The sequence below is a fragment of the Duganella lactea genome (assembly GCF_009857505.1).
GTDB classification, from domain to species: domain Bacteria; phylum Pseudomonadota; class Gammaproteobacteria; order Burkholderiales; family Burkholderiaceae_D; genus Rugamonas; species Rugamonas lactea.
In genome coordinates this window covers 78572-104782 of record NZ_WWCP01000015.1, presented here as the reverse complement: position 1 = coordinate 104782, position 26211 = coordinate 78572, and the positions used below count along the sequence as shown (strand labels likewise).

The following is a 26211-nucleotide window of genomic DNA, read 5'->3' as shown; positions in this document are numbered from 1 at the left end:
AAACTACGAATAATCTACTTACGTAATTATTGCGTGGCGGCCATGAGACCATTGGTCACCGGTGGTGGTCAATTGGAGCACTGTAACAACTTTGAAATAAACAACACTAAATGCGGTTTTATGCGAAATTTACGAGTTTTTTACATGTATACACAAAGTTTTAACCTAATTATGGCTAATTCATGATAGCTAATCTCCAAATATTCACCTAGGTTAAGCATCGCGAGAACGTTACAATGGACGCCCACGGAGCGACCTGGAGTCAGGCAATGAGCGAACCACGGGGCATGCCGCGGTTCGACGCGGCGGATGGGCGGACCTTGGCTGAAGCGGCCCTGAGGTCGATCACGGCATCGACGGCGCGGGCGCGCGGCGACGACTTCCTGCGGAGGTGGCGCTGGCCGCCGCCGAGCCCGGCGGCGGATGCCGCATCAAACTGCGCCTGCCGGTCCGGGGTTTTAACGCCGTCGCGCTTGGTGACGAAAATCAGCTGCTTGCTGTCCGGAGACCTGTTGGCCGCGGCGTCGGTCGCCAAACCCAGGCGCATTCAAGGGGCCGAAAGATGAAGGCAGGAACGGCAAGTCGCGGTATAGTCATGGCGAGTTATCGAAAAAACAGTGAAAACAAAGATAGTGGCCACAACCATCATTGCTGTTAATTAAGTTTTCCCAACTTCAAGCCAGGAGACGAGATGCAGACCATTACCAAGGTTCACAAAGTGGCGGCCTTTACCGCCGGCGAGCAAGGCGAGGGTGGCAATCCGGCTGGCGTGATGATCCGCGCGGCGCTGCCGGAGGAACCGGCGATGCAGCGCATCGCGGCCGAGATGGGTTATTCGGAAACGGTGTTCGCCGCACCGCACGAGGATGGCTGGCGGGTGCGCTATTTTTCGCCGGAGGGCGAGGTGCCGTTCTGCGGCCATGCCACCATCGCGCTGGGCGCGGTGCTGGCGCGGCAGAATGGCGATGGCATCTTTCCACTGACCACCAACCATGCGCGCGTGACGGTCGAGGGCCGGGCGCTGGGCGCGGGCGCGCACGCGGCCTTGCAGTCGCCGGCCACCGCCAGCGCCCCGGCCACACCGACGTTGGTGCGCGAGGCGCTGGCGCTGTTTGGCTATGCGCTGGCCGATCTGGATGACCGCATCCCACCGGCCGTGGCGAATGGCGGCGCCCAGCATCTGGTGCTGGCGCTGAATAGCCGCGACCAGCTGCGCGCGATGCGCTATGAGCTGGCCGCCGGCCGCGAGCTGATGCGCCGCCATGGCTTTGCCACCATCTCGCTGGTGTACGCGGAAACGCCGCAGCGCTTCCATGCGCGCAACGCGTTCGCCTCCGGTGGCGTGTATGAGGACCCGGCGACGGGCGCGGCGGCGGCGGCGCTGGCCGGTTATCTGCGCGACCTGGACTGGCCGCACGGCGGCGCCATCGACATCCTCCAGGGCGAGGACATGGGGTTGCCTTGCCACCTGCAAGTGGCGATCAGCGATGAGCCGGGCGGTTCGATCCGCGTCGCCGGCCACGCCCGCATGATCGAGGGATGAGTTCGTCCGGGACGGCGGCGCCTGCCGGTCGCGCGGTCAGTCCCACTTCCGCAGCATGCGTTGCAGCTCGCCATTGCGGTCGAGCTGCTCGATCGCGCGCCGCACCCGCAGCCGCACGGCCGGATCGACGTGGGTGCCGAGCGCCATGTAGACGTTGGTGGTGGCCATCACCGCCGGCAAGATCTTGACCTTGCCGGCCAGGCCGGCGCGGTCGATGAAGCCCTGAATGCCGGGCGCGCGGTGCAGGAAGAAGCGGCCATGCCCGGCCACCAGCTTGTCCAGATTGGCGGCCGGCGTGCTGGCGCTGGCATCGATGCGCAGCCCGCCGATGTGCTCCAGCATGATCGGCGTGATGTAGCCGCTGTTGGTGAGCAGCACGCCTTGCGCGCCGAGCTGGCGCACATCGTCCCAGTCATGGATCACCGCCGTGTCGCCGGCGCGCGCGATCAACTGGTAGCGCAACTGGAACAGCGGCGGGTCGAGGAAGACATACTGGCGCGCGCGTTGGTCGGTGCGCAGCACCGCGCACAGCGCGTCATGCTGATGCGCGAGCAGTTCGGAGTGGGCGCGCAGCAGCGGCAGCCAGGTCTGGTCGCCGACGAATTGCAGGCTGGGATCGACGCGTTCGATGGCGCGGTACAGGTCGACGCACAGGCCCACCACGCGGCCGATGCCGGCCGGGATGAACTTCGGTTCCGTACCTTCCTGCGCCACCACTTTCAGCACCGTCGGCGTCGGCGCGGCCAGCCCGGGGGCGCCCAGCAACGCGCCCAGCAGCATCAGCCCGCAGCGCAATCCCTTCGGCCCCATCGCCACTCCCATCGGTTTGAAAGGGCAGAGTATAGATCAGTCCCACTTGCGCATCAAACGCTCCAGCTCGCCCTTCTTTTCGAGTTGGTACAGCACGGCGGCCAGCCGTTCGCCGATGCGGCTGTCGAGGTGTTTGCTGGTGGCGAAGTACAGTTTGGCGCTGTGCATCACCTGCGGCAGGATTTGGACCTTGTCGGTGGTGCCGGTGCGTTCCAGCAGTTTTTGCAGGCCGGGGCCGCGGTGGAAGTAGAGGCGGCCACGACCGGCGATGAGTTTTTGCAGGTTCAGGTCGGGACTGGTGGAGCTGGCGTCGACGTCGATGCCGCCCATGGCGCCGAGGATATCGGCGGCGGCGAAGCCGCGGTTGACCAGCACCACGTTGTTGGGGGCGAGCTTGCGCACGTCGTCCCAGCTGGTGATGCTGACGGTGTCGCCGGCGCGCGTCAGGAAGTGGTATTCGGTGTTGTACAGCACCGGGCCGACGAAGTTGAAGCGTTTGAGGCGCTCGGCGGTGCGGTGCATCGCGCATTGCACATCCTCGATGCCGCTTTCCAGCTCGGAGTAGGCGCGGACCAGCGGCTTCCAGCGCTGGTCGCCGACGAAGCGCAGGCCGGGATCGGCTTGTTCGACCGCGCGCATCAGATCAATGCACAGGCCGATGATGCGGTCCTTGCCGTCGGCGATGAACTTGGGTTCGGTCCCTTCCTGCGCGGCGGTGCGCAGCAGGATCGGCGCCATTGGCACGGCCGCCGGTGATGGCAGGCTGCACGCCGCCAGCAGCAGCGCTATCGAAATGCTGTGGATACACCGCATAACGTCCTCACAAGTCCTGCGCCTGGCGCGCTTACCCTAGCTTACACCCGCTGCGCTTGTCGCGGCCATGGCCACAGACGAAAAAAAAGCTCCCCAGTGGAAGCTTTTTTTAGGAATTCGGTGGTAGGCCGTGCGGGATTCGAACCTGCGACCAACGGATTAAAAGTCCGCTGCTCTACCAGCTGAGCTAACGACCCCCGAAAGAGGCCGTATTATATACAGCTCGGCGGCAATTGCAAAGGGGTTTTTATTTCATCCCCAATGCCGCCGTGACTTTGAGCACCTCGTCGGCGGTGGTCACGCCTTCCTGGATCTTCAGCGCGCCGGCCATGCGCAGCGGTTTCATGCCGTCGGCCATGCTCTGGCGGCGCAGCGCCTGGATGTCGCTGGCCGCGCGCACCTGGGCGCTGAAGGCTTCGGTCACGGTCAGCAGCTCGTACAGGCCGGTGCGGCCGCGGTAGCCGGTCTGGCGGCATTCCGGGCAGCCGACCGCTGTGTAGATCGCGGCCGGCTTGGGCAAGCGCCATTCGCCGGCCAGGCTGTGCCAGATGTCGTCGCTCAGTTCGCCACCGGCGGCCTTGCATTCCGGGCACAGCGTGCGCACCAGCCGCTGCGCCATGATGCCGATCAGCGTGGCTTCGAGCAGGTAGTAGGGCACGCCCAGCTCCAGCAGCCGCATCACCGCCGACGGCGCGTCGTTGGTGTGCAAGGTCGACAGCACCAGGTGGCCGGTCAGCGCGGCCTGGATGGCCATCTCGGCGGTGGCCAGGTCGCGGATCTCGCCGACCATGATGATGTCGGGGTCTTGCCGCATCAGCGCGCGCACGCCGTCGGCGAACGACAGCTCGATGCCGGGCTGCACCTGCATCTGGTTGAAGGCCGGTTCCACCATCTCGATCGGGTCCTCCACCGTGCAGACGTTGACTTCGGTGGTGGCCAGCGCCTTGAGCGTGGTGTACAGCGTGGTGGTCTTGCCGGAGCCGGTCGGCCCGGTCACCAGGATGATGCCGTGCGGCCGCCGGGTCAGCGCGTCCCAGCGTGCGGCGTCGTCCAGCGGGAAGCCGAGTTCCGGCAGCGTTTTGACCACCACCTCGGGATCGAAGATGCGCATCACCAGTTTTTCGCCGAAGGCCGTGGGCAAGGTCGACAGGCGCAGCTCGACTTCCTGGCCGCCGGCGGTGCGGGTCTTGACACGGCCGTCCTGCGGGCGGCGTTTCTCGATCACGTCCATGCGCCCGAGCAGCTTGATGCGCGCGGTCATGGCGATCATCACCACCGCCGGCACCTGGTAGACCTGGTGCAGCACGCCGTCGATGCGGAAGCGGATCGCCGCCAGGTCGCGCTTGGGTTCCAAGTGGATGTCGGAGGCGCGCTGTTCAAACGCGTACTGCCACAGCCAGTCGACGATGTTGATCACGTGCTGGTCGTTGGCGTCGACTTGCTGGTTGCTTTTGCCCAGTTCCACCAGCTGCTCGAAGTTGCTGCGCAGCGTGAGGTCGTTGCGGTTGGACTTGTTGGCCTTCTTGATCGACTTGGCCAGGCTGAAGAACTGCGTGATGTACTGCGCGATGTCGAGCGGATTGGCGATCACCCGGCGCACGGCGCGGCGCGAGATCTTGGCGATCTCGGCTTCCCATTCCTGCGCGTAGGGATCGGTGGTGGCCACCACCAGCGTGTCGTGCGTCAGATCCACCGGCAGGATGTTGAAGCGGGCGGCGTAACTGGCCGACATCACGTCGGCCACCTTGGTGAAATCGATCTTCAGCGGATCGATGCGGATGAAGGGCAGGTTGGCGCGCGCGGCCAGCCACTCGCACAGCGCGTCCAGTGTCAGCAGCTTGTGCGGCGGCCGCGCCGACAGCAGCTTGGCGTGCGCCACCGCGCACAGCGGATGCATATAGCCGCTGGTGTTCTTGAGGATGGCGGAGCTGTGCGCGTACAGCTCCTTGACGTCGGCCTGGCGGATCATGCCGTCGGCCAGCAGCCAGGTGTAAATCTGTTGCAGATCGAGCGGTGTCATCGTCAAGCCACCTTTCCGGCGCACTTACTTTGTGGTGATGCCCTTGACCCAGGATTTGGCCGGCAACTTGGTGTCGGCCACGATCTGGACGGCGCGCGCCTGCAGCCCGTCCGCATCGATGGTCCGCGCGCGCTTGAAAGCGATGGCGACCACGTTACCATCATGCACCTGCGGCAGGCAAATCACCTGCGCGAAAGCGAACTTCATGGCCTTGAGGTTGCGCGCGTAGCTCGGGTGGTCGCCGAACAGGTTGACCGTCATCACGCCGTCGTCGGTCAGGCAGGCGTTGCAGGACTGGTAGAACTCCGGCGTGTCGAGCACCGGGCCGCGCGCGGTGGCGTCGTACAGATCGACCTGCAGCGCGTCGAGCGTGCCGGCGTTGGCCGGGTCGTTGACGAAGGCCAGCGCGTCCATCTCCAGCACCCGCAGGCGGTCGTCGTTGGGCGGCAGCTTGAACATCGATGCGCAGATGGTGATGACCGACGGGTTCAGTTCGACGGCGGTGACCTGCGCTTGCGGGAAGCTGGCGTAGCAGAACTTGGTCAGCGCGCCGGTGCCCAGGCCCAGCTGGGCGATGCGCTGCGGCTGCTCGACCCACAGCATCCAGCTCATCATCTGCTGCGCGTATTCCAGCTCCGGCCAGTTCGGCTTGCGGATGCGCATCGCGCCCTGCACCCACTCGGTGCCGAAGTGCAGATAGCGCACGCCATCGAATTCCGACAGGGTCACCGGCGCATATTTCGGCTTGCGCGCCGGCTTGGCCGCCGGGGTGGAGGCCGGGCGGGAGGATTCTTCTTTTTCGATGGATTTGCGTTTGATCAGCATGGGATGTGAAGACAAGGAGTGAACCGGCATTATCCCGCGAGGCCTTCTCGACAGGCAAGCGCTGCTTGGCCAAGTCTGCCGGGCCAGATGCAACAAAGCCCCGTTGCCGGGGCTTTGTTTGAGTTGGATCAACGCTGCATCGGTTCCACCACCACGCGCAGGCGGACGCGCTCGCCCGGGTCGTAGGACATGATGTTGGTGTAGTTGCGGCCGCGGTAGTCGTAGGTCACTTCGTAGCCCGAGGTGCGCGATTCCCAGTGGTCGACCGTGCGGCACTGCTTGACGGCCTGCTCTTGCACGCCGCCGCTGTTCGGGGTATTGGCGTTGTCGACGCGGTCGCCGACCAGCGCGCCGGCGATGGCGCCTGCCGCAGTGGCCACCGAACGACCGCTGCCGCCGCCGATCTGGTTACCGGCCAGACCGCCGACAATGCCGCCCAGGATGGCGCCACCGACACCGCGCTCCGGCGCCGGTTGCTGTACCTGCACGTATTCCGTGCGGCACTCCTGACGCGGACGGTTGATTTGCTCCACTTGCGGGGTCACGCGCACCACGCGGCCGTAGTCCTCGAAGTCGGCGGCGTGGGCGAAGGGCAGGGCGCTCAGGCACAGGGCCGATGCGATCAGTTTGGCTTGCAGGTTCATTTGATACCTCGTTTTCGGTCAGGGTGTCTATCAGGGGGAATTCTGATATTGCATGAATCGTATGGTAATCCCGCCGCCGGGCGGCGGCTAGTGGCCGGACGGTATCTGTGGCAACAAATTGTAACAGCGGGCAGCACTCGAGCGAATTGTGCCCATTTAACCCCTAAATTCGGCAAAAAACTTCTGCTTTTAACAAATATTGCGTGGAATATCATATACGTGTTGATCTGGAAGGAACAACACGTTACCCTAATACGCGTATGGGAATCGATGGCCAGCACCGACCTGCCGGCCATTTTAGTGGACAGGTGCTCAAATTATTTACTCATTAATTCACAAGTTAGGCACTCCCGACAGCAAAGTGGATACACCGTACATACCAGGTCAAATCGAGGGGAACGAGAGCCTGCTGGCCAGCGTGCCGGCCAACCTTGTGCAGTCGATCCGCGCCTTCCGCGTGGGCGAGCTGCAGGAGGAGGCTGGCCGTCTGGGCCAGCATTTTCTGTATGCGCACTGCATCGCCGGCGCGACCAAGCAGCAGGTGCTGGGCATCATTGCGGAATCGTTCCAGTTCCCGCGAGGGGTGGGCAAGAATTTCGACGGTCTGCGCACCACGCTGACCGACACCATGTTCCAGGCCGAGGGCGCACATACCGGTTTTCTGGTGGTGCTGGAGCAATTGCCGAATACCCAGAAATTTGACAAGGAAGCGCGGGAAACGCTGCTGGATGTCTTCCGCGACGCGGCCGACTACTGGGCGGATAAAAAAGTGCCGTTCCGGGTGTTTTACTCCTTCGTGTAGGCCGGCGCCCGCGCGCCGGCGCCACCCGCCACGCCCGACGGGCGCCTGCTGCGCCGCAGCATTTATTGCCGGAACAGTGGCCCTGTGCCTGTGGACAAGGTACAATGGCGGGCTATGAAAAACATCGTCATCCTGATTTCTGGTCGCGGCAGCAATATGGAAGCCATCGTCCGGGCGCTGCAAGCCGAGCGCTGGCCGGCCCGTATCGCCGCCGTCATCAGCAACCGGGCGGACGCCGCCGGCCTAGCGTTTGCCGCCGGGCACGGCATCCCGACGGCGGTCGTGCCCAACAAGGAATACGCCAGCCGTGAGGCGTTCGACGCCGCGCTGCAAGCCGAGATCGACCGCTACGCGCCCGATCTGGTGGTGCTGGCCGGCTTCATGCGCATCCTGACCGCACCGTTTGTCGCGCATTACGCCGGCCGCATGCTCAATATTCATCCGTCGCTGCTGCCGCTGTTCGCCGGGCTGGGGACGCATGCGCAGGCGCTGGCCGCCGGCGTGCGCGAGCATGGCGCGACGGTGCATTTCGTAACAGCCGAACTCGACCACGGGCCGACGGTGCTGCAGGCCGCCGTGCCGGTGCTGCCGGATGACACGGTCGAAACCCTGTCGGCCCGCGTGCTGGAGCAGGAACATGTCATTTACCCGCGCGCGGTGCGCTGGTTTGTCGAGGACAGGTTGACGATGGCGCGGGGCGCGGTCCAGGTGGACCACCAGTAAGTAAAAATTAACCAAGGAATGCCATGAGATTGCCACCAGCGATACTCGCCAACGCCGAAGAAGTGTTGCGCGAGATTTTGCGCTTTGCCGCGCCAGCCGACACCACCCTGTCGCGCTATTTCAAAGATCACCCGCGCCTGGGCGGCCGCGAGCGCGGCGCCATTGCCGAGTCCGTGTACAACGTGCTGCGCAATAAGAACTTCTACACCGACTTCTCCGAAGCCGGCGGCGGCGCCACCATGCGCCGTCTGACCTTGCTGGGCATGGCCGACGCGGTCGGCCTGGAGTCGCTGGGCGGCGTTTCGGAAGACGAGGCCGCGTGGGTCACGCGCATCATGGAAATCGACCGCAAGCTGATGCACAAGTCGAGTCGCTCCAACATGCCGCTGTGGCTGTTTGAGAAGCTGGCGGCGCAGTACGGCGAAGAGGAAGCGCTGGCACTGGCCGACAGCTTGAACCAGCCGGCGCCGCTGGACCTGCGCGTCAACACGCTGAAGGCCAATCGCGACGACGTGATCGCCAAGCTGGCCGAGGCGCCGATCCGCGCCACGCCGACGCCGTTCGCGCCGCAAGGCCTGCGCGTGCTGCAAAAGCCGCAATTGCAGAATCTGCCGCTGTTCAAGGACGGCCACATCGAGGTGCAGGACGAGGGCAGCCAGATCCTGTCGGCGCTGGTGGCCGCCAAGCGCGGCGAGATGGTGGTGGATTTCTGCGCCGGCGCCGGCGGCAAGACGCTGTCGCTGGGCGCGGCCATGCGCAACACCGGCCGCCTGTACGCTTTCGACGTGTCGGAAAAACGCCTGACCAAGCTCAAGCCGAGGCTGGCGCGCAGCGGTCTGTCGAACGTGCATCCGGTGGTCATCGCGCATGAGCGCGACGCCAAGATCAAGCGTCTGGCCGGCAAGATCGACCGCGTGCTGGTCGACGCCCCTTGCTCGGGCCTGGGCACCTTGCGCCGCAATCCGGACGTCAAATGGCGCCAGAAGCCGGACGCCGTGGCCGAATTGCAGGTCAAGCAGGCCGCGATTCTGGACGGCGCCGCGCGCCTGGTCAAAGGCGGCGGCCGCCTGGTGTACGCCACCTGTTCGGTACTGGACGACGAGAACGACTTCATCGCCCGGCAATTCCTCGACACCCATCCGGACTTCGAACTGGTGCCGATGAGCAAGGCGTTGGCCGAGCAGAAGATCGATCTGGCGATGGGCGACTACCTGAAGCTGCTGCCGCACAAGCACCAGACCGACGGCTTCTTCGCCGCCGTGTTCGAGCGCAAGCCGATGGTCAAGAAGGCCAAGGAAGCAGACGAAGCGTAATTCAACAGGCCGGCATTCCCGGCCTGTTTTACGTTAATCTACCCATCTCATCACTGAATTTGAAAGCCCATGTCCCGACAACAGCCCCTGCTTAACCTGATCGACGATCTGCTCGAAGGCGATATCCACGACGTCAGCCTGATGTGGCAACTGGGGGCCATGCTATTGTCGGTGGTGATCGGCTTCGGCCTCGCCCGCTTGCTGAAGAAACGCTTCGGCCGGCGTCAGGAGGCGCAGACGGGCATGCTGGGCTTTGGCGTGGAAAGTTTCGGCCGCGTGATGGCGCCGCTGGCGGTGGTGGGCCTGCTGTTCCTGTCGCGCATGCTGCTGACGAAGTACCACCTTCACGTCAACCTGGTGCTGGTGGCGATTCCGATCTTCGGCTCGCTGGCGGTGATCCGCTTCACCTTCTACCTGCTGCGCCGCGTGTTTGCGCGCAATGGCCGCACCATCAGCGCGACCATGCTGGCCTTCGAGAAAGTGTTCCAGCTGCTGGTGTGGCTGTCGTTCGTGCTGTACGTGACCGGCTTGTGGATCGACGTGTTTGATTTCATGGACAACACCGTGCTGCCGATTGGCAAGTACAAGGTGTCGGTGGCCGACATCCTGCAGGCGACGCTGTCGGTGATCGTGCTGCTGATGCTGGCGCTGTGGGCCGGCGCGGCGCTGGAAGAATCGCTGATGAAAGTGCAGGGCATGCACACCAACCTGCGGGTGGTGGTGTCGCGCACGGCGCGCGCGCTGCTGATCCTGGTGGCGGTGCTGATGAGCCTGTCACTGGTGGGCATCGACCTGACCGTGTTGTCGGTGTTTGGCGGCGCGCTCGGCGTGGGTCTCGGCCTGGGCTTGCAAAAGATCGCCAGCAACTATGTGTCGGGCTTCGTGATTCTGCTTGATCGTTCGCTGACCATCGGCGACATGATCACGGTCGATAAATACAGCGGCAAGGTCACGCAGATCAATACCCGCTACACAGTGCTGCAAAGCCTGGACGGCATGGAGTCCATTGTGCCGAACGAGATGCTGGTGTCGGGCGCGGTGCAGAACTCGTCGCTGTCGAACAGCCTGGTGAATATTTCGACCAAAGTGTCGGTGGCGTACGACACCGATGTCGACTTCGTCATCGAGTTGCTGACCGAGGCGACGCTGACCGTGTCGCGGGTGCTGAAAGACAAGCCGCCATCGGTCAACCTGACCACCTTCGGCGCGGACGGGCTGGAGCTGTCGGTCAGCTTCTGGATCAATGATCCGGAAAACGGCCGCGGCGGGGTGACGTCCGACGTCAACCGCGCGATCTGGCGCGCGCTCAAGGAGCACCACATTTCTGTGCCCTTCCCGCAGCGGGAAATGCGCATTCTGGGCTCGGTACCGGCCGCGCTGGCGGAGTAGGAAAGCACGACCGTGCCTAAGGAGTAGTCAAGGCATGCGGGAAAAGCTTCGTCAGCGCGGCGCTAAATCATCGTACAATATCGGCTAAAACTCGGGCATGGCGGGCGGCGTTCGCCTGTCAAAAACACAATCTTGGTTGGAGTGGTAATGGATTTATACGCAGTATTGGATTTCCTGGCGAACGGTATTACCCGTTTTTCGGGCTGGGAAGTTTTCTTCTACACGCTGGCGGTGACGCACATCACCATCGCCGCGGTGACGATTTACCTGCACCGCTGCCAGGCGCACCGCGCGCTGGACCTGCATCCGATCATCAGTCACTTCTTCCGTTTCTGGCTGTGGCTGACCACCGGTCAGGTGACCAAGGAGTGGGCGTCGATCCACCGCAAGCACCACGCCAAGTGCGACACCGAGGAAGACCCGCACAGCCCGGTTACCCGCGGCATCAAGAAAGTCTTCTGGGAAGGCGCCGAGCTGTATCGCGCCGAGTCCAAGAACAAAGAAACCATGGAGAAATACGGCCATGGCACGCCAGATGACTGGATCGAGCGCAACGTGTACACCCGTCGTAGCGCGTGGGGCGTGGCGTCGCTGCTGGTGATTAATGTGGCGCTGTTCGGCGTGATCGGCATTACCGTGTGGGCGGTGCAGATGCTGTGGATACCGATCACCGCTGCCGGCATCATCAACGGTATCGGCCACTACTGGGGTTATCGCAACTACGACTGCTCGGATGCGGCCACCAACATCATCCCGTTCGGCCTGTTGATCGGCGGCGAGGAGTTGCACAACAACCACCACACGTTTGCGACCTCGGCCAAGCTGTCGTCGAAATGGTATGAGTTCGACATCGGCTGGGGCTACATCCGCGCGCTGGAAATCGTCGGCCTGGCGAAAGTGAAAAAACGCGCGCCGGCGCCGAAGTTCGCCAAAGGCAAAGCCGAGGCTGACTTTGAAACGCTGCAATCGGTGATCGCCAACCGCTATGACGTGATGGCCAAGTACGCCAAGTCGGTCAAGAGCGCCTGGAAGGAAGAGCTGGAGCACCTGAAAGAGAAGGCCCAACTGGAAGCGCGTTTTCTGAAATCGTCGCGCAAGCTGCTGCAGCGCGAGCCGGGCAAGCTGGAGGCGCCGCAACAGCAACAGCTGTCGGAGCTGTTCCAGCACAGCAAGGCGCTGGAAACCATGCACAATATGCGCGTGGAACTGGGCGTGATCTGGGAGCGTTCGCACTTCACCCGCGACCAGCTGCTGCACAAGCTGCAGGACTGGTGCGACCGCGCGGAAGCGTCGGGCATCAAGTCGCTGCAAGACTTCTCGCTGCGTCTGCGCAGCTACGCCTGATCAGTATCAGTATGGGTTCCCGCCTGCGCGGGAACGACGCATAAAAAAAAGCCACTCGACGAGTGGCTTTTTTCATGAGAAGCGAAGATCGATTACTTGATCTTGGTTTCTTTGTAGATCACGTGCTTGCGTGCTTTAGGATCAAACTTGGTGATCTCCATTTTAGCAGGCATCGTGCGCTTGTTTTTGGTGGTGGTGTAGAAGTGACCCGTACCTGCGGTCGATTCCAGCTTGATTTTGTCGCGGCCAGTTTTTGCCATGGTGATAGCTCCCTAATTAGACTTTTTCGCCACGGGCGCGCATGTCGGCCAGAACGGCATCGATGCCGACCTTGTCGATTACGCGCAGACCAGCGTTGGACAGACGCAGGGAGACCCAGCGGTTTTCAGATTCAACAAAAATACGACGGTTCTGCAGGTTAGGCAGGAAACGACGTTTGGTTTTGTTGTTTGCGTGGGAAACATTGTTGCCGACCATCGGCTTCTTCCCAGTAACTTGGCAAACACGTGCCATAACGCACTCCTTAAAAGACATTCCAAAATTGGAAAAACAAGAGTATATCGAAAAAAATCAGCTTTTTCAATCACTTACGAAAAACAATGGTGTCTTAGGTGCGTGGAAAAATTTAACAATTATGGATTCGCTCGTAAACCCTTGAGCGCATAGGGGTAAACCTAGAGCTGGCCGTGCTCGGCAAACGAGTGCACCTGATGTCCGGCGACCACAAAGTGGTCGAGGATGCGGATATCGACCAGCGCCAGCGCCTGCATCAGCGCGCGCGTCAGCAGCAGGTCGGACTCGCTGGGATCGGGCGTGCCGCACGGGTGGTTGTGGGCCAGCATGACGCTGGCGGCGTTGCGCGCCAGCGCTTCTTTGACCACCTCGCGCGGATACACGGCCGTGTGCGTCAGCGTGCCGCGGAACATTTCCTTGGCATCGATCAGGCGGTTCTTCACGTCCAGAAACAGCACATGGAACGATTCGAAGGGCTTGCCGGCAAAGGTGGTGCGCAGGTACTCCTTGACCGCGGGCGGCGAGCCGAGCGTGGCGCCGGCGCTGATTTCTTCCAGAATCGCCCGCCGCGCCAGCTCCATCACCGCCTGCAATTGCGCGAACTTGGCTGGGCCCAGCCCGTGCAGCGCGGCGAACTCGGGCAGCGTGGCGCCGAATAGTCGCTGCAGCGAGCCAAAATGGCGCATCATCTGCTGTCCCAGCTGGACCGCGTCCTTGCCGGCCACGCCGACGCGCAGGAAGATCGCCAGCAGTTCGGCATCGGACAGCGCCTGCGCGCCTTCGCGTATCAGCCGCTCGCGCGGGCGTTTTTCTTGCGGCCAGTCGACGATCGCCATGTTGGACCTCCCGAAATCAGTCATTACTTTGCATGAGCGGTGGCCGCAGAAGGCGAGCAGCATCAAAGGTGGCTTACAATATGGCCTTTCTCTGTCTAACAAAGCTTAAGTCATGTCCAACGAGCAACCTGTTGTCACCGCGTCGTCGTATCTCACCCTGAATTACCGTCTGGCCTCGCTGGATGGCAACGATATTGTCACCACCTTTGGCGCCACTCCCGCCACGCTGCTGATGGGCCAGGGCCAGTTGGCGCCGGTGCTGGAGGAATTGCTGATCGGCCTGCCGGAAGGCACGCACCAGACCTTTGACCTGGAACCGGGCGTCGGCTTCGGCCCGCGCAATCCCGAGCTGATCCGCGAAGTCAGCCGCGCGACGCTGGATCAGAACTCGGCGCCGGACGCCGACTACAAGATCGGCGACCTGGTGGATTTCGCCGCGCCGGGTGGTGGCCGCTTCGCCGGCATCCTGCGCGAGCTGGGCGATGAAACCTGCCTGTTCGACTTCAACCACCCGCTGGCCGGGCAGCCGTTGAAGTTCGAGGTTCAACTGATTTCGGTGCTGTGAGGATGGCATGAGCGATAAAGAACTTCTGTTGGCCCAGCCGCGCGGCTTTTGCGCCGGCGTTGACCGCGCCATTGAAATCGTCGAGCGCGCGTTGCAGCAGTTTGGCGCGCCGATTTATGTGCGTCACGAAATCGTCCACAACGCCTATGTGGTGGCGGACCTGCGCGCCAAGGGCGCGATCTTTATCGAAGAGTTGAGCGAAGTCCCGCCGGGCAATACGCTGGTGTTTTCGGCGCACGGCGTGTCCAAGGCGGTGCGCGCCGAAGCCGACGCGCGTGGCTTCAGCATCTTCGACGCCACCTGTCCGCTGGTCACCAAGGTGCACGTGGAAGTGGCCAAGATGCGCAAGCAGGGCTGCGAGATCGTCATGATCGGCCACGACGGCCATCCGGAAGTTGAAGGCACCATGGGCCAGACCGACGAAGGCATGTATCTGGTGGAAACCGTGGAGGACGTGGCCACGCTGCAGGTCACCAAGCCGGATCAGTTGGCCTATGTGTCGCAGACCACGCTGTCGGTCGATGACACCGCCGACATCATCGCCGCGCTGAAGGCCAGGTATCCGGCCATCATCGAACCGAAGAAGGGCGATATCTGCTACGCCACCACCAACCGCCAGGAAGCTGTGAAGTTCATGGCGCCGCAAGTGGAGGTGGTGATCGTGGTCGGCAGTCCGAACAGCTCCAACTCCAACCGCCTGCGCGAAGTGGCGGAGAAGAAGGGCACGCCGGCCTTCATGGTCGACAACGCCACGCAGATCCAGCCGGAATGGCTGGAGGGCAAGCTGCGCGTCGGCGTCACCGCCGGCGCGTCGGCGCCGGAAGTGCTGGTACAGGCCGTTATCGACCGCCTCAAGGAACTGGGCGTGCGCAGCGTGCGGCCGCTGGACGGCGTGGAGGAGCATGTCACGTTCCCGCTGCCGAAAGGGCTGGACGGCGGACCGAAAAATTCCGCACCAAACGGGGGCGCGATCTAAGCTATTTGCCTTGGGCGCGGAATATAATTCAGCGTCGTGAGCGTTATTCCGGCATTAGTTTTTCGGGATGTTCGTTATTATTTGCCTCGTTCTAAAGGTTGTCGTTTCGGCTCACATGAGCCGGAATGATGGAAGCACCGATCAGGCATGAAACTTGCATCGCGATTGTGTAGTCAACGGCGGCACTACGGGGACACCCGGGTGCCGTTTTTGTTACATGACCACGCATAACAAAGTAAAGGCAAAGCATGGATACTTTTATCCAACAAATCATAAACGGACTGGTGCTGGGCAGCATGTACGCCCTGGTCGCGCTGGGCTACACCATGGTGTACGGCGTTCTCAACCTGATCAACTTCGCCCACGGCGACGTGCTGATGATCGGCGCCATGACCGGGCTGACCATTCTGAACATTCTCAACACCCATTTTCCCGAACTGGCCGGCCCGATCAAGCTGGCGATCGCTATCGGTGGCGCGATTCCGGTGTGCATGATCGTCAACATCATCATTGAACGCGTGGCGTATCGCCGCCTGCGCAATGCGCCGCGGCTGGCGCCGCTGATCACCGCGATCGGCGTCTCGACCCTGCTGAACACCTTCGCGATGATGATCTGGGGCCGCAACCCGCTGCCGTTCCCGCAGATGCTGCCGACCGATCCGATCCTGATCGGCGGCGCGGTCATCACGCCGACGCAGATCCTGCTGCTGGCGCTGGCGCTGGTGTCGATGGCCGGCCTGGTGCTACTGGTGGAAAAAACCAAGATGGGCCGCGCCATGCGCGCGACGGCGGAAAATCCGCGCGTCGCCGGCCTGATGGGCGTGGACTCGAACAAGGTCATCATCGCCACCTTCGCGCTGGGCGCGGCGCTGGCGGCGGTGGCCGGTGTGATGTGGGGCGCCAACTACGCGTCGATCCAGTTCTCGATGGGCTTCCTGCCCGGACTGAAAGCGTTCTGCGCAGCGGTGCTGGGCGGCATCGGCAATATTTATGGCGCCATGATCGGCGGCATCGCGCTGGGCATTATTGAGAGCCTCGGCGCCGGCTACATCGGCGACCTGACCGGCGGCTTCCTCGGCAGCCACTACCAGGACATCTTCGCGTTTGTGGTGCTGATCCTGGTGCTGACGGTGCGTCCGTCCGGCATCATGGGCGAGCGCGTGGCGGACCGGGCGTAAGGAGCGGCGACCATGACTTTGATGAGTTTCGATTTCAAGCGCCATCCGCGCCAGGCCTACGTCAGCATGGCTCTGCTGACGGTGCTGTTGCTGGCCTTCCCGTTCTTTGCGCAGAACTACGGCAACTCGTGGGTGCGCATCGCCGACATGGCGCTGCTGTACATCATGCTGGCGCTGGGCCTGAACATTGTGGTCGGCTTCGCCGGCCTATTGGACCTCGGTTATATCGCGTTTTACGCGGTGGGCGCCTACCTGGCCGGGTTGCTGGCGTCGCCGCAGTTCGCCGCGTTGCTGGAATCGGTCATTTACCAGTATCCGGCGCTGGGCGAGACGCTGGTTGCCTTGCTGGGACCGGAGATCCAGCAGAACGGCATTCACCTGTCGGTGTGGGTGATCGTGCCGCTGGCGGCGGCCGTGGCCGCGCTGTGTGGCGCGGTGCTCGGCGCGCCGACGCTGAAGCTGCGCGGCGACTATCTGGCGATCGTGACGCTGGGCTTCGGCGAGATCATCCGTATCTTCATGAACAACCTGAACGAGCCGATCAACTTCACCAACGGTCCGCAGGGCATCAATATGATCGACCCGATCCGTGTGTTCGGCGTCAATCTGTCGGGGGAGGCCGGTTCGCGCGCCACCGTGTTTATCGGCGGCTACGGCATGCCCTCGGTCAACGCCTACTACTTCCTGTTCTTGCTGCTGTGCGTGGCGGTGGTGTTTGTCACCTCGCGCCTGCAACACTCGCGCCTGGGCCGTGCCTGGGTGGCGATCCGCGAAGATGAGATCGCCGCCAAGGCGATGGGCATCAACACCCGCAACGTCAAGCTGCTGGCGTTCTCGATGGGCGCCTCGTTCGGCGGCGTGGCCGGCGCCATGTTCGGCTCGTTCCAGGGCTTTGTGTCGCCAGAGTCGTTCTCGCTGACCGAGTCGATCGCGGTGCTGGCGATGGTGGTGCTGGGCGGCATAGGCCACATTCCCGGCGTCATCATGGGCGGCGCGCTGCTGGCGGCCTTGCCCGAGGTGCTGCGGCACGTGGTGGAGCCGTTGCAGGAAAAGCTGTTCGGCCACGTGCTGATCGAGGCGGAAGTGTTGCGCCAGTTGCTGTACGGCCTGGCCATGGTGCTGATCATGCTGAACCGTCCAGCCGGTTTGTGGCCCGCGCCCAAGCATGAGGATCGTCCGGATGGCGATTCCGACGGCAAGAATCAATCGACTGGCGTGATGGCGGCGTGAGGAAAAGGCACTATGACTGAACAGGTAATTCTCCAGATCGCCGGCGTCAACAAGCGTTTCGGCGGCTTGCAGGCGCTGACCGATGTTGGCATCAAAATCATGCAAGGCCAGATTTACGGCCTGATCGGCCCCAATGGCGCCGGTAAAACGACGTTCTTCAATGTGATCACCGGACTGTACCAGCCGGATACCGGCACCTTCGAGCTGGCCGGCAAGCCGTACTCGCCGTCGGCGCCGCATGAGGTGGCCAAGGCGGGCATCGCCCGGACGTTCCAGAACATCCGCCTGTTCGGCGAGATGACGGCGCTGGAAAACGTCATGGTGGGCCGCCACGTGCGCTCGAAGCAGGGCGTGTTTGGCGCCATCTTCCGTCACAAGGCGGCGCGCGAAGAAGAGGCGGCCATTCGCCAGCGCGCGCAGGAGCTGCTCGACTTCGTTGGCATTGGCCAGTTCGCCAGCCGCACGTCCAAATTCCTGTCCTACGGCGACCAGCGCCGTCTGGAAATCGCCCGCGCGCTGGCGACCGATCCGCAACTGCTGGCGCTGGACGAACCGGCGGCCGGCATGAACGCCACCGAAAAACTGGCGCTGCGCGAACTGTTGATCAAGATCAAAGAACAGGGTAAGACGGTGTTGTTAATTGAACACGATGTCAAGATGATGATGAGCTTGTGCGACCGGCTGATGGTGCTGGAATACGGCAAGCCGATTGCCGAAGGTCTGCCGGCGGAGATACAAAGTAATCAGGCGGTGATTGACGCCTACCTGGGAGGATCGCACTAATGAGCGACAGCGTTCTAAAAGTATCGGGACTGAAAGTCGCATACGGCGGCATTAAAGCCGTCAAGGGTATCGACCTCGAAGTAAATCAAGGCGAATTAATCGCGTTAATCGGCGCCAATGGCGCCGGCAAAACCACGACGCTGAAAGCCATTACCGGCACGCTACCGCCGTGCAAAGTCGAAGGCACGATTACTTATCAAGGTGAATCGCTGAAAGGTAGTAAATCCTTTCATCTGGTTGAAAAGAAACTGGCGATGGTGCCGGAAGGCCGTGGCGTATTTACCCGGATGTCGATTGTTGAAAATCTGATGATGGGGGCTTATACGCGCAATGATAAAGCCGGTATTGAGTCGGATATTGCAAAATGGTTTGACGTATTTCCCCGTTTAAAAGAGCGTGCCCAGCAATTGGCGGGAACTTTATCCGGTGGTGAACAACAAATGCTGGCAATGGCACGCGCATTAATGTCGCATCCAAAGTTATTATTGCTGGATGAACCATCGATGGGTTTATCGCCGATTATGGTGGACAAGATTTTCGAAGTCATTCGCAACGTTTCAAAAGAAGGGATTACGATCCTGCTGGTGGAGCAGAATGCGAAATTGGCGCTGCAAGCCGCGCACCGCGGTTACGTCATGGACTCCGGCAGCATCACCATGACCGGCGCCGCCAGCGCCATGCTGGACGATCCCCGCGTCAAAGCCGCCTACCTGGGCGAATAAACCTCGATGCCTCACACCAAGCCGCCAGCGCAAGCTGCGCGGCTATTTTAATGTGCCAGTCGTGCCATAAATTGGCATATTCGCGCTGTTTTCTAGTGTGTAAACCCGGTGTCAGGTCTGACATTCGCACACGGTCTCAACTGCTACGCAGTTGAGACCGTGTGCGAATGTCAGACCTGACACCGGGTTTTTAGACGTTGGCATTGGGAATAAAAAAGCCTCGGATTTACCGAGGCTCTTATCAACATTGAATCGGCACCCTACCGTGCCGAATATCCTTGTTTATTTTTTTGCTGGTGCGGCTTTTGCGGCGGCAGCGCTGAATTGATTTACCGCGGAGCTGACGTTGGTTTCGAACGATTCAACAGCTTGCTTGGCGGTTTTGGTGAATTGCTCGTAGCCGGCATTCGCATTGCCAATCGCCGATTTGAACAGGGCGACCGCATTTTCCGAACCGGCTGGGGCGTTTTTGCTCACTTCATCGACCAGCGAAATAACTTTGCGGTTGGTTTCGGCGATCTGGGTTTCAGCGGCTTTGCTGAATTCGGCACCGGTGCTGGTGGCGATAGTGGCCAGATGACGACCGTAGGCGATGGTTTTTTCTGCGTTCGGTTGAGCCTGAGCCGCAGCCAGCGAGAAGAATTCTTGAGGATCTTTTGCCGACAGCAATTGTTTGGTGGCGGCCGAAGTTTCTTCCAGCGATGCCTTGGCGGCCGTCAGGTTCAGGTCGACGAATTTCTCCACGCCTTCGAAGGCTTTATTGGTCAGGGTCGAGAAGATCGCGAACTGGGCTTCAAAGTTAGCTTTGGTCGCATTGGAAAATTGCTCAGGAATCGAAAACATTTATTTCTCCAGAAAATAGTTCGTTGAGTGAATACTGAATACTGCTTGTGTCTCTACCGTCGGTGAGAAACAAACAACGACGTTTCAAACCGAACAACAAATTGTGCAACGCAACAGAGTCAATTTTAAGCCCCTCAGAAATTAAGTCAAGCGATTTTTTGTGCGTTGCATCAAAGAACGATGATGTAGTTATGCTAGCTAATTCCCTACTGCAACTTCCCCCGTCGTTAAAAGAAAAAACCACCGTCTGCCGATGACAAGTTGTCTGACGTGTTAGACTCAAGACCGCTGTTTTGGCCCCGAATCCGGCGCCCATTCTCTTTCAGTTCACTAGTCAGTCCGATGCCCAACACCCCCAACGCCGTTTCCGCGCCGCGTCACGCCAGCTTTTTGTCGCCGATTCCGATGTTTTTCGTGCTGTTATGGAGCAGCGGCTTCATCGTGGCGAAGTTCGGACTGCCGTATGCGCCACCGCTGACCTTCATCCTGCTGCGCTTTATCGGTGTGCTGGCGGTGCTGGTGCCGCTGGTGCTGCTTCTGCGGGCGCCCTGGCCGGAGAAAAACCAGATCGGCCATATCGCCGTCGCCGGCTTGCTGGTGCAGGCCGGCTACCTGATCGGCGTGTGGTGTGCCATCAAACAGGGCATGCCGGCGGGCTTGTCCGCACTAATCGTGGGCATGCAGCCGATTCTGACGGCGTTCGCCGCGCCCTTGATCGGTGAAAAAGTCCTGCCGCGCCAATGGCTGGGCCTGATCTTCGGCATCGGCGGCGTGGCGCTGGTGGTGGCGGCCAAGATTCAATTGGTCGGCCTGTCGCTGTCGGCGATTCTGCTGTGCGTGCTGGCGCTGGTCAGCATCACCTGCGGCACGCTGTATCAGAAGCATCATTGCCCGCGCTTCGATCTGCGCGTGGGCACGGTGATCCAGTTTGCCGCCTCGGCCATTCTGGTCTTGCCGCTGGCAATCATCTTCGAAAACCTTGGCCCGGATTTTGCTGCGGTGCAGTGGACGCCGCGCTTTATCGGCGCCATGTTGTGGGCGATTTTCGGCGTGTCGATTTGCGCGATTTTCCTGTTGTTCGCGCTGATCCGCAGAAATGACGCCACGCAGGTCACCAGTTTGCTGTATCTGACGCCGCCGACTACCGCTATCATGGCTTGGCTGATGTTTGGCGAGGCTTTTAACGCCCTCGGCATGGCTGGCATGTTGCTGGCGGTAACCGGGGTGGTATTCGTGGTCAAGAAACCAAAGTGAGCAAGAACGCATGATCTCTTCCGTAGAGCAGCAAGCCGTTGACGCCGCCATCACTTCGCGCCGCTCCATCCGCGCGTATTTGCCGACGCCGGTGGCGCGTGAGGATATCGAACAGATTCTGCGGGTGGCGGGCAGGGCGCCGTCCGGCAGCAACACGCAGCCATGGAAGGTCTATGTGCTGCAAGGCGAGCGCAAGCAGCAATTGTCCGCAGCGATTCTGGCCGCGCATAACGATCCGGCGCAGGCCGCGCTGCACAAGGAAGAGTACGCCTACTATCCGTTGGCCTGGGTCGCGCCGTATGTCGACCGTCGCCGCAAGGTTGGCTGGGATCTGTACGCGTTGTTGGGTTTGACGCGCGAGGATAAGGCCGGCATGGCCGCGCAGCACGGCAAGAACTATGCGTTCTTCGGCGCGCCGGTCGGCCTGATTTTCACCATCGACCGCGTCATGGCGCAGGGTTCGTGGCTGGACTATGGGATGTTCTTGCAGAGCATTATGGTGGCGGCGCGCGCACGCGGCCTGGACACTTGTCCGCAAGCGGCTTTTACGCAGTATCACCGCATCATCGCCGAGCAACTGGCGCTGCCCGAGGGCGAAACCGTGGTGTGCGGCATGGCGCTGGGTGTTGCGGATTTGAGCAAAATCGAAAACTCTCTCAGCACGGAGCGCATGGCGCCCCAGGAATTTGTTAAATTTGTCGAATAAGACTAGCTTGTCTTTTGCTGTATTGCGTGGACGCAACCATTGATGCAATGAGTGTTAAATTTTCTTGCGCTGGCTCAGTGATTTGCTACACTGCAACCGGTTTGCTTGATTTCTTTTTTGGGGATACGAATGGTTAAAATCGCATTAAGCGCGCTGATTTCGCTGATGTTTGCCTCCGCCGCCATCGCGGCGCCAGCAACCGACAGCGGCGCCGCGCCCAAAAAACAAGTCGTCAAGAAAAAACGCCAGACGCTGCGTCTGGCCGCGCCGGTCGCCAGCGACCGCGTGGTCAAGCGCACGGTGAAGGTCAATGGCAAGCGCAAGGTGGTGTACCAGCGCGTGCTGGCGGCGGCGCCCGCCGTGCCGACCATGGGCGATCTCGCCGGCCTGAACAAAACCAATGATCCGCTGTCGCTGGCCTCCAATGTGGCGCTGGTGCTGGATCAGGCCAATTCGGAAGTGCTGTTCGAGAAGAATTCCAACGTCGCCCTGCCGATCGCCTCCATCACCAAAATGATGACCGGCCTGGTCGTGGTGGAAGCCAGGCAGGACATGGACGAAATCCTCACCGTCACCGATGAGGACGTGGACCGCGAAAAATTCAGCAGCTCGCGCCTGAAGGTCGGCACGCAGATGACGCGCGCCAGCATGCTGCACATCGCGCTGATGAGTTCGGAAAACCGCGCCGCCTCGGCGCTGGGCCGCAACTACCCGGGCGGCAAGCCGGCCTTTGTCGAGGCGATGAACGCCAAGGCACGCGAGCTGGGCATGAGCGACACCCATTACGTCGATTCCAACGGTCTGTCGAAACTGAATGTGGCCAGCGCGCGCGACCTGGCCAAGCTGGCGATGGCGGCCTACCAGCAGCCGATGCTGCGCCAGTTCTCCACCGATCCGAAAGCCATCGTCGAAACCAACAACGGTCGTCCGATGCAGTTCGGCACCACCAACCATCTGGTGGCCAGCCCGGACTGGGCGATCGGCTTGCAGAAAACCGGCTTCATCAATGAAGCCGGGCGCTGCCTGCTGATGCAGGCGGTGATCGAAGGCCGCTCGGTGATCATGGTGTTTCTCGATTCCAAGGGCAAGCAGTCGCGTACCGCCGACGCCGGCCGCATGCGCAAATGGCTGGAAGCGCTGCGCCCGGCCAATCTGGTGGGGGGCGGCAACCCCGCCACCAGCGCCTACTCCACCGGCATGTAACCGAGCGTGATGGAGATCTGGCGCGCGGTCTGCACCAGATCTTCCAGCCAGTCCTCCTGCAGACGGTCGGCCGGCGCCGAGATCGACAGACCGGCGATCAGCTTGCCGCTGTCGTCGTAGATGCCGGCGGCCATGCAGCGTACCCCCAGCTCCAGTTCCTCATTGTCGCGCGAGTAGCCGCGGGACTTCACCAGATTCAGCTCCCGCTCCAGCTTGCCCAGATCGGTAATCGAATTCTTGTTGTGCCCAGCCAGGCCGGTGCGCGTCGCGTAGGCGCGGATGGCTTTCGGCTCGTCCACCGACAGGAACAGCTTGCCGGTCGAGGTCAGGTGCAGCGGGCCGCGTCCGCCGATGGCGCGCACCACCTGCATGCCGGAGCGCTCGGAGAAGGCGCGGTCGATGTAGACGATCTCGTCGCCTTGCCGCACCGACAGGTTGATGGTCTGCTGGGTTTTTTTGTGCAGTGCACGCATAAAGTCCAGCGCCGCCTCGCGTACCGACAGCCGGCTCTTGACCACATTGCCCAGTTCCAGCAACCGCATCCCCAGCCGGTAAGTGCCGGGCTCGACCCGGTCGACAAAGCGGGTGACCACCATGTCGTTCAGAATCCGATGCGCGGTCGATGGGTGTAGCCCGGAGACACTGGATAATTCCTTGAGGCTGACGGGGTCGGGATACTTGGCCAGGGCATCGAGCAGCGCCACCATGCGCTCGATCACCTGAATCGTGGTCTTTTGCTCGGGAACGGTTTCGATTTTCATGATGTGGTTGGTGCAATGCGGAATTCAATAATTGATTTATACCATAATGTGGAAAAAAGCGGAATTGCATGCATAATATGCGCTTCACGATTACGACAATCACCATGGAACAACCTGTCAGCGAATTCAAATCCAAGAGCGGTCTCAAGCGTATCTTCACGGCTTTCCTGTACTCGCTCGACGGTTTTCGCGCCGCCTGGCGCAACGAGCACGCGTTCCGCCAGGAGGTTGGCCTGTTCGTGGCCGGCGCCGTCATCGCGCTGCTGCTGAAGGTGTCGGCGTTTGAAAAGCTGGTGCTGATCGGGGTGCTGGTGCTGATCCTGATTGTCGAGCTGATCAATTCTTCGATCGAGGCGGTGGTGGACCGGGTGTCGCTGGAACGTCATCCGCTGTCCAAAAACGCCAAGGATTTCGGTAGCGCGGCGGTGTTGTTGACCTGCCTGCTTGCCGTCGCCACCTGGGGTGTGGTGCTGTACAACCGCTTCATATGATTTTTTTGTATATTGAACTGAAAAAAGCTTAGTTCTCATTTATAAAGGGTGGCATTACGCTGGAGACCTTCACTACTAGGGGAATCCAATGCTGTCCAAAAAAATCATTGCCGCCGCCGTTCTCGCCATCACCGCCATCGCGCCCGCGCTGGCCGCGGACATCTCGCTGCTGAACGTGTCGTACGACCCCACCCGCGAGCTGTATCAGGACGTCAACACCGCATTCGCCAAGGAGTGGAAAGCCAAGACCGGCGACAACGTCAAGATCCGGCAATCGCACGGCGGTTCGGGCAAGCAAGGCCGCGCCGTGATCGACGGCCTGGAAGCCGATGTGGTGTCGCTGGCACTGGCCTATGACATCGACGCCATCGCCGAGCACAAGCTGCTGTCGCCCGAGTGGCAGAAGAAGCTGCCGCACAACAGCACGCCGTACACCTCGACCATCGTGTTCCTGGTCCGCAAGGGCAACCCGAAAGGCATCAAGGACTGGGCGGACCTGATCAAGCCGGGCGTGTCGGTGATTACCCCGAATCCGAAAACCTCCGGCGGCGCCCGCTGGAACCACCTGGCCGCCTACGGCTACGCGCTGCGCCAGCCGGGCGGCAGCGAAGCCAGCGCCAAGGAGTATCTGACCAAGCTGTACAAGAACGTGCCGGTGCTCGATTCCGGCGCGCGCGGCGCCACCACCACTTTCGTGGAACGCGGCATCGGCGACGTGCTGATTGCCTGGGAAAACGAGGCGCTGCTGGCGGTCAAGGAACTCGGCCCATCCAAGTTCGACATCGTCGCGCCGTCGGTCTCCATCCTGGCGGAGCCGCCGGTGGCGGTGGTCGATAAGGTGGTCGACAAGCGCGGCACCCGCAAGGTGGCCGAGGCTTACCTGAACTTCCTGTACACCGACGAAGCACAGGACATCATCGCCAAGAACTACTACCGTCCCGCCACCGAGAAAGCGGCCAAGAAATACGCGTCGCAATTCCCGAACGTGAAGCTGTTCACCATCGCGCAGGTGGCCGGCGACTGGAGCAAGGCGCAGAAGGCGCACTTCGCCGACGGCGGCCTGTTCGACCAGATCTACCAGCCGAACAAATAAGCGCCATGCGCGGTCCGGTCGGTTTATTGGCCGGACTGACTGGAAATCCTGTCTTTTTCAACGGAGCCGGCGCACAATAGCGCGTTGTCAATGTGACCTTTTTTACTCTGGAGACCCAACCATGACCATCCGTCTGGGCGATACCGCGCCCGATTTTGAACAAGACTCTTCCATCGGCCCACTGAAGTTCCACGAATGGGCTGGCAACGCCTGGGTGGTGCTGTTTTCCCACCCGGCCGATTTCACGCCGGTGTGCACCACCGAGCTGGGCCTGACCGCCAAGCTGAAACCGGAGTTCGACAAGCGCAATGTGAAAGCCATCGCGCTGTCGGTCGATCCGGCCGAGTCGCATCAGAACTGGATCAAGGATATCGAGGCAACGCAAAACACCGTGGTCGGCTTCCCGATCATCGCCGATGCGGATCGCAAGGTGTCGACGCTGTACGACATGATCCACCCGGAAGTGTCGGCCACCGCCACCGTGCGTTCGCTGTTCGTCATCGACCCGAACAAAAAAGTGCGCCTGACCATCACCTATCCGATGAGCACCGGTCGCAACTTCGACGAAGTGCTGCGCGTGATCGACGCGCTGCAACTGACCGATGGCTACACCGTGGCCACGCCGGGCAACTGGCAGGACGGCGACGACGTCATCATTCCCCTGACCGTGCAGGACCCTGAAGTGCTGAAGCAGAAATATCCGAAAGGCTATACCGCCGCCCGTCCGTATCTGCGCGTCACGCCGCAGCCGAACAAATAAGCTTATAAGTTTTCCGTTGTTTGGAACTTTCCCCATAGTATGTAACCTTCGGTTCTACTTTGGGGAAATTC

General features: G+C 61.3%; 29 protein-coding genes and 1 tRNA gene. 18 read left to right on the top strand and 12 right to left on the bottom strand.

Annotated elements, in window-relative coordinates; all coding sequences use genetic code 11:
- Positions 1 to 262 precede the first annotated feature (262 nt).
- A complete protein-coding gene (locus GTP44_RS14145; RefSeq protein ID WP_161019932.1) occupies positions 263 to 535 on the bottom strand; it encodes a hypothetical protein in 273 nt (90 codons plus the stop codon).
- 156 nt (positions 536 to 691) lie between these two features.
- On the opposite strand from GTP44_RS14145, the gene GTP44_RS14140 reads away from it, so the two are divergent.
- Positions 692 to 1543 carry a PhzF family phenazine biosynthesis protein gene (locus GTP44_RS14140; protein WP_161019931.1) on the top strand — a complete coding sequence of 284 codons (852 nt, stop codon included), beginning with the start codon at positions 692 to 694 and terminating at the stop codon, positions 1541 to 1543.
- Positions 1544 to 1579: 36 nt separating this feature from the next.
- Here GTP44_RS14140 and GTP44_RS14135 read toward each other — a convergent pair whose 3' ends face one another.
- From GTP44_RS14135 to GTP44_RS14110, 6 genes are all read right to left on the bottom strand, one after another.
- Positions 1580 to 2353, bottom strand: coding sequence for a substrate-binding periplasmic protein (locus tag GTP44_RS14135; RefSeq protein WP_161019930.1), 774 nt, complete (start codon positions 2351 to 2353; stop codon positions 1580 to 1582).
- 36 nt (positions 2354 to 2389) lie between these two features.
- Positions 2390 to 3166, bottom strand: a complete 777-nt coding sequence (locus GTP44_RS14130) for a substrate-binding periplasmic protein (RefSeq protein WP_161019929.1) — start codon at positions 3164 to 3166, stop codon at positions 2390 to 2392.
- A 121-nt stretch (positions 3167 to 3287) separates the two neighbouring features.
- Positions 3288 to 3363, bottom strand: a tRNA-Lys gene (locus GTP44_RS14125).
- A 50-nt stretch (positions 3364 to 3413) separates the two neighbouring features.
- Positions 3414 to 5186 carry a type IV pilus assembly ATPase TfpB gene (gene tfpB / locus GTP44_RS14120; protein WP_161019950.1) on the bottom strand — a complete coding sequence of 591 codons (1773 nt, stop codon included), beginning with the start codon at positions 5184 to 5186 and terminating at the stop codon, positions 3414 to 3416.
- 24 nt (positions 5187 to 5210) lie between these two features.
- A complete protein-coding gene (locus GTP44_RS14115; RefSeq protein WP_161019928.1) occupies positions 5211 to 6011 on the bottom strand; it encodes a spermine/spermidine synthase domain-containing protein in 801 nt (266 codons plus the stop codon).
- Between the two features lie 128 nt (positions 6012 to 6139).
- Positions 6140 to 6655, bottom strand: coding sequence for a glycine zipper 2TM domain-containing protein (locus GTP44_RS14110; RefSeq protein WP_160990757.1), 516 nt, complete (start codon positions 6653 to 6655; stop codon positions 6140 to 6142).
- Between the two features lie 361 nt (positions 6656 to 7016).
- On the opposite strand from GTP44_RS14110, the gene GTP44_RS14105 reads away from it, so the two are divergent.
- From GTP44_RS14105 to GTP44_RS14085, 5 genes are all read left to right on the top strand, one after another.
- Positions 7017 to 7457 (top strand): barstar family protein, encoded by a 441-nt coding sequence (locus GTP44_RS14105; protein WP_371867221.1) that lies wholly within the window; start codon positions 7017 to 7019, stop codon positions 7455 to 7457.
- Positions 7458 to 7571: 114 nt separating this feature from the next.
- Positions 7572 to 8180, top strand: a complete 609-nt coding sequence (gene purN / locus GTP44_RS14100) for a phosphoribosylglycinamide formyltransferase (protein ID WP_161019927.1) — start codon at positions 7572 to 7574, stop codon at positions 8178 to 8180.
- 23 nt (positions 8181 to 8203) lie between these two features.
- Complete coding sequence (locus GTP44_RS14095; RefSeq protein WP_161019926.1) at positions 8204 to 9493, top strand: RsmB/NOP family class I SAM-dependent RNA methyltransferase; 1290 nt, start codon at positions 8204 to 8206, stop codon at positions 9491 to 9493.
- Positions 9494 to 9562: 69 nt separating this feature from the next.
- Entirely contained in the window at positions 9563 to 10882 is a 1320-nt protein-coding gene (locus GTP44_RS14090; RefSeq protein WP_161019925.1) for a mechanosensitive ion channel family protein, read from the top strand.
- Positions 10883 to 11029: 147 nt separating this feature from the next.
- Positions 11030 to 12226, top strand: coding sequence for a DesA family fatty acid desaturase (locus GTP44_RS14085; RefSeq protein ID WP_161019924.1), 1197 nt, complete (start codon positions 11030 to 11032; stop codon positions 12224 to 12226).
- Positions 12227 to 12318: 92 nt separating this feature from the next.
- Here the strand turns inward: GTP44_RS14085 and rpmG are convergent, their stop codons facing one another.
- From rpmG to radC, 3 genes are all read right to left on the bottom strand, one after another.
- The gene (rpmG, locus tag GTP44_RS14080; RefSeq protein WP_005665735.1) at positions 12319 to 12486 is read right to left on the bottom strand and encodes a 50S ribosomal protein L33; all 168 of its coding nucleotides are present in this window, start codon (positions 12484 to 12486) and stop codon (positions 12319 to 12321) included.
- 16 nt (positions 12487 to 12502) lie between these two features.
- Positions 12503 to 12739, bottom strand: coding sequence for a 50S ribosomal protein L28 (rpmB, locus tag GTP44_RS14075; RefSeq protein ID WP_008451488.1), 237 nt, complete (start codon positions 12737 to 12739; stop codon positions 12503 to 12505).
- A 161-nt stretch (positions 12740 to 12900) separates the two neighbouring features.
- Positions 12901 to 13575, bottom strand: coding sequence for a RadC family protein (gene radC, locus GTP44_RS14070; protein ID WP_161019923.1), 675 nt, complete (start codon positions 13573 to 13575; stop codon positions 12901 to 12903).
- A gap of 112 nt (positions 13576 to 13687) precedes the next feature.
- Between radC and GTP44_RS14065 the strand changes: the two genes are divergently transcribed.
- From GTP44_RS14065 to GTP44_RS14040, 6 genes are all read left to right on the top strand, one after another.
- Positions 13688 to 14140 (top strand): FKBP-type peptidyl-prolyl cis-trans isomerase, encoded by a 453-nt coding sequence (locus GTP44_RS14065; RefSeq protein ID WP_160990751.1) that lies wholly within the window; start codon positions 13688 to 13690, stop codon positions 14138 to 14140.
- A 7-nt stretch (positions 14141 to 14147) separates the two neighbouring features.
- A complete protein-coding gene (gene ispH / locus GTP44_RS14060; protein WP_161019922.1) occupies positions 14148 to 15116 on the top strand; it encodes a 4-hydroxy-3-methylbut-2-enyl diphosphate reductase in 969 nt (322 codons plus the stop codon).
- 248 nt (positions 15117 to 15364) lie between these two features.
- Positions 15365 to 16294, top strand: coding sequence for a branched-chain amino acid ABC transporter permease (locus GTP44_RS14055; RefSeq protein WP_160990749.1), 930 nt, complete (start codon positions 15365 to 15367; stop codon positions 16292 to 16294).
- A gap of 12 nt (positions 16295 to 16306) precedes the next feature.
- The gene (locus GTP44_RS14050) at positions 16307 to 17524 is read left to right on the top strand and encodes an ABC transporter permease subunit (RefSeq protein ID WP_160990748.1); all 1218 of its coding nucleotides are present in this window, start codon (positions 16307 to 16309) and stop codon (positions 17522 to 17524) included.
- 12 nt (positions 17525 to 17536) lie between these two features.
- Positions 17537 to 18307 carry an ABC transporter ATP-binding protein gene (locus GTP44_RS14045; RefSeq protein WP_160990747.1) on the top strand — a complete coding sequence of 257 codons (771 nt, stop codon included), beginning with the start codon at positions 17537 to 17539 and terminating at the stop codon, positions 18305 to 18307.
- Complete coding sequence (locus GTP44_RS14040) at positions 18307 to 19029, top strand: ABC transporter ATP-binding protein (RefSeq protein ID WP_160990746.1); 723 nt, start codon at positions 18307 to 18309, stop codon at positions 19027 to 19029. The genes GTP44_RS14045 and GTP44_RS14040 overlap by 1 nt, the downstream gene beginning before the upstream one ends.
- Positions 19030 to 19311: 282 nt before the next feature.
- Here the strand turns inward: GTP44_RS14040 and GTP44_RS14035 are convergent, their stop codons facing one another.
- Positions 19312 to 19872, bottom strand: a complete 561-nt coding sequence (locus tag GTP44_RS14035) for a phasin family protein (protein WP_160990745.1) — start codon at positions 19870 to 19872, stop codon at positions 19312 to 19314.
- Positions 19873 to 20214: 342 nt separating this feature from the next.
- Here GTP44_RS14035 and GTP44_RS14030 point away from each other — a divergent pair, with 342 nt between their 5' ends.
- The 3 genes from GTP44_RS14030 (at position 20215) to pbpG (ending at position 23035) form a co-directional block, all read left to right on the top strand.
- Complete coding sequence (locus tag GTP44_RS14030) at positions 20215 to 21126, top strand: DMT family transporter (RefSeq protein ID WP_160990744.1); 912 nt, start codon at positions 20215 to 20217, stop codon at positions 21124 to 21126.
- A 10-nt stretch (positions 21127 to 21136) separates the two neighbouring features.
- Positions 21137 to 21832: a nitroreductase gene (locus tag GTP44_RS14025; RefSeq protein WP_161019921.1), complete on the top strand. Its 696-nt coding sequence runs from the start codon at positions 21137 to 21139 to the stop codon at positions 21830 to 21832.
- Positions 21833 to 21961: 129 nt separating this feature from the next.
- A complete protein-coding gene (pbpG, locus tag GTP44_RS14020) occupies positions 21962 to 23035 on the top strand; it encodes a D-alanyl-D-alanine endopeptidase (protein WP_160990742.1) in 1074 nt (357 codons plus the stop codon).
- On the opposite strand, the gene GTP44_RS14015 is transcribed toward pbpG, so the two are convergent.
- Positions 23017 to 23796 carry an IclR family transcriptional regulator gene (locus GTP44_RS14015; protein ID WP_160990741.1) on the bottom strand — a complete coding sequence of 260 codons (780 nt, stop codon included), beginning with the start codon at positions 23794 to 23796 and terminating at the stop codon, positions 23017 to 23019. The genes pbpG and GTP44_RS14015 overlap by 19 nt on opposite strands.
- A gap of 104 nt (positions 23797 to 23900) precedes the next feature.
- Between GTP44_RS14015 and GTP44_RS14010 the strand changes: the two genes are divergently transcribed.
- The 3 genes from GTP44_RS14010 (at position 23901) to GTP44_RS14000 (ending at position 26140) form a co-directional block, all read left to right on the top strand.
- Positions 23901 to 24287 (top strand): diacylglycerol kinase, encoded by a 387-nt coding sequence (locus GTP44_RS14010; RefSeq protein WP_202412811.1) that lies wholly within the window; start codon positions 23901 to 23903, stop codon positions 24285 to 24287.
- A gap of 88 nt (positions 24288 to 24375) precedes the next feature.
- Positions 24376 to 25380, top strand: a complete 1005-nt coding sequence (locus GTP44_RS14005) for a sulfate ABC transporter substrate-binding protein (RefSeq protein ID WP_161019920.1) — start codon at positions 24376 to 24378, stop codon at positions 25378 to 25380.
- Positions 25381 to 25501: 121 nt separating this feature from the next.
- Positions 25502 to 26140, top strand: a complete 639-nt coding sequence (locus GTP44_RS14000; RefSeq protein WP_161019919.1) for a peroxiredoxin — start codon at positions 25502 to 25504, stop codon at positions 26138 to 26140.
- The last annotated feature ends 71 nt before the right edge of the window (positions 26141 to 26211 follow it).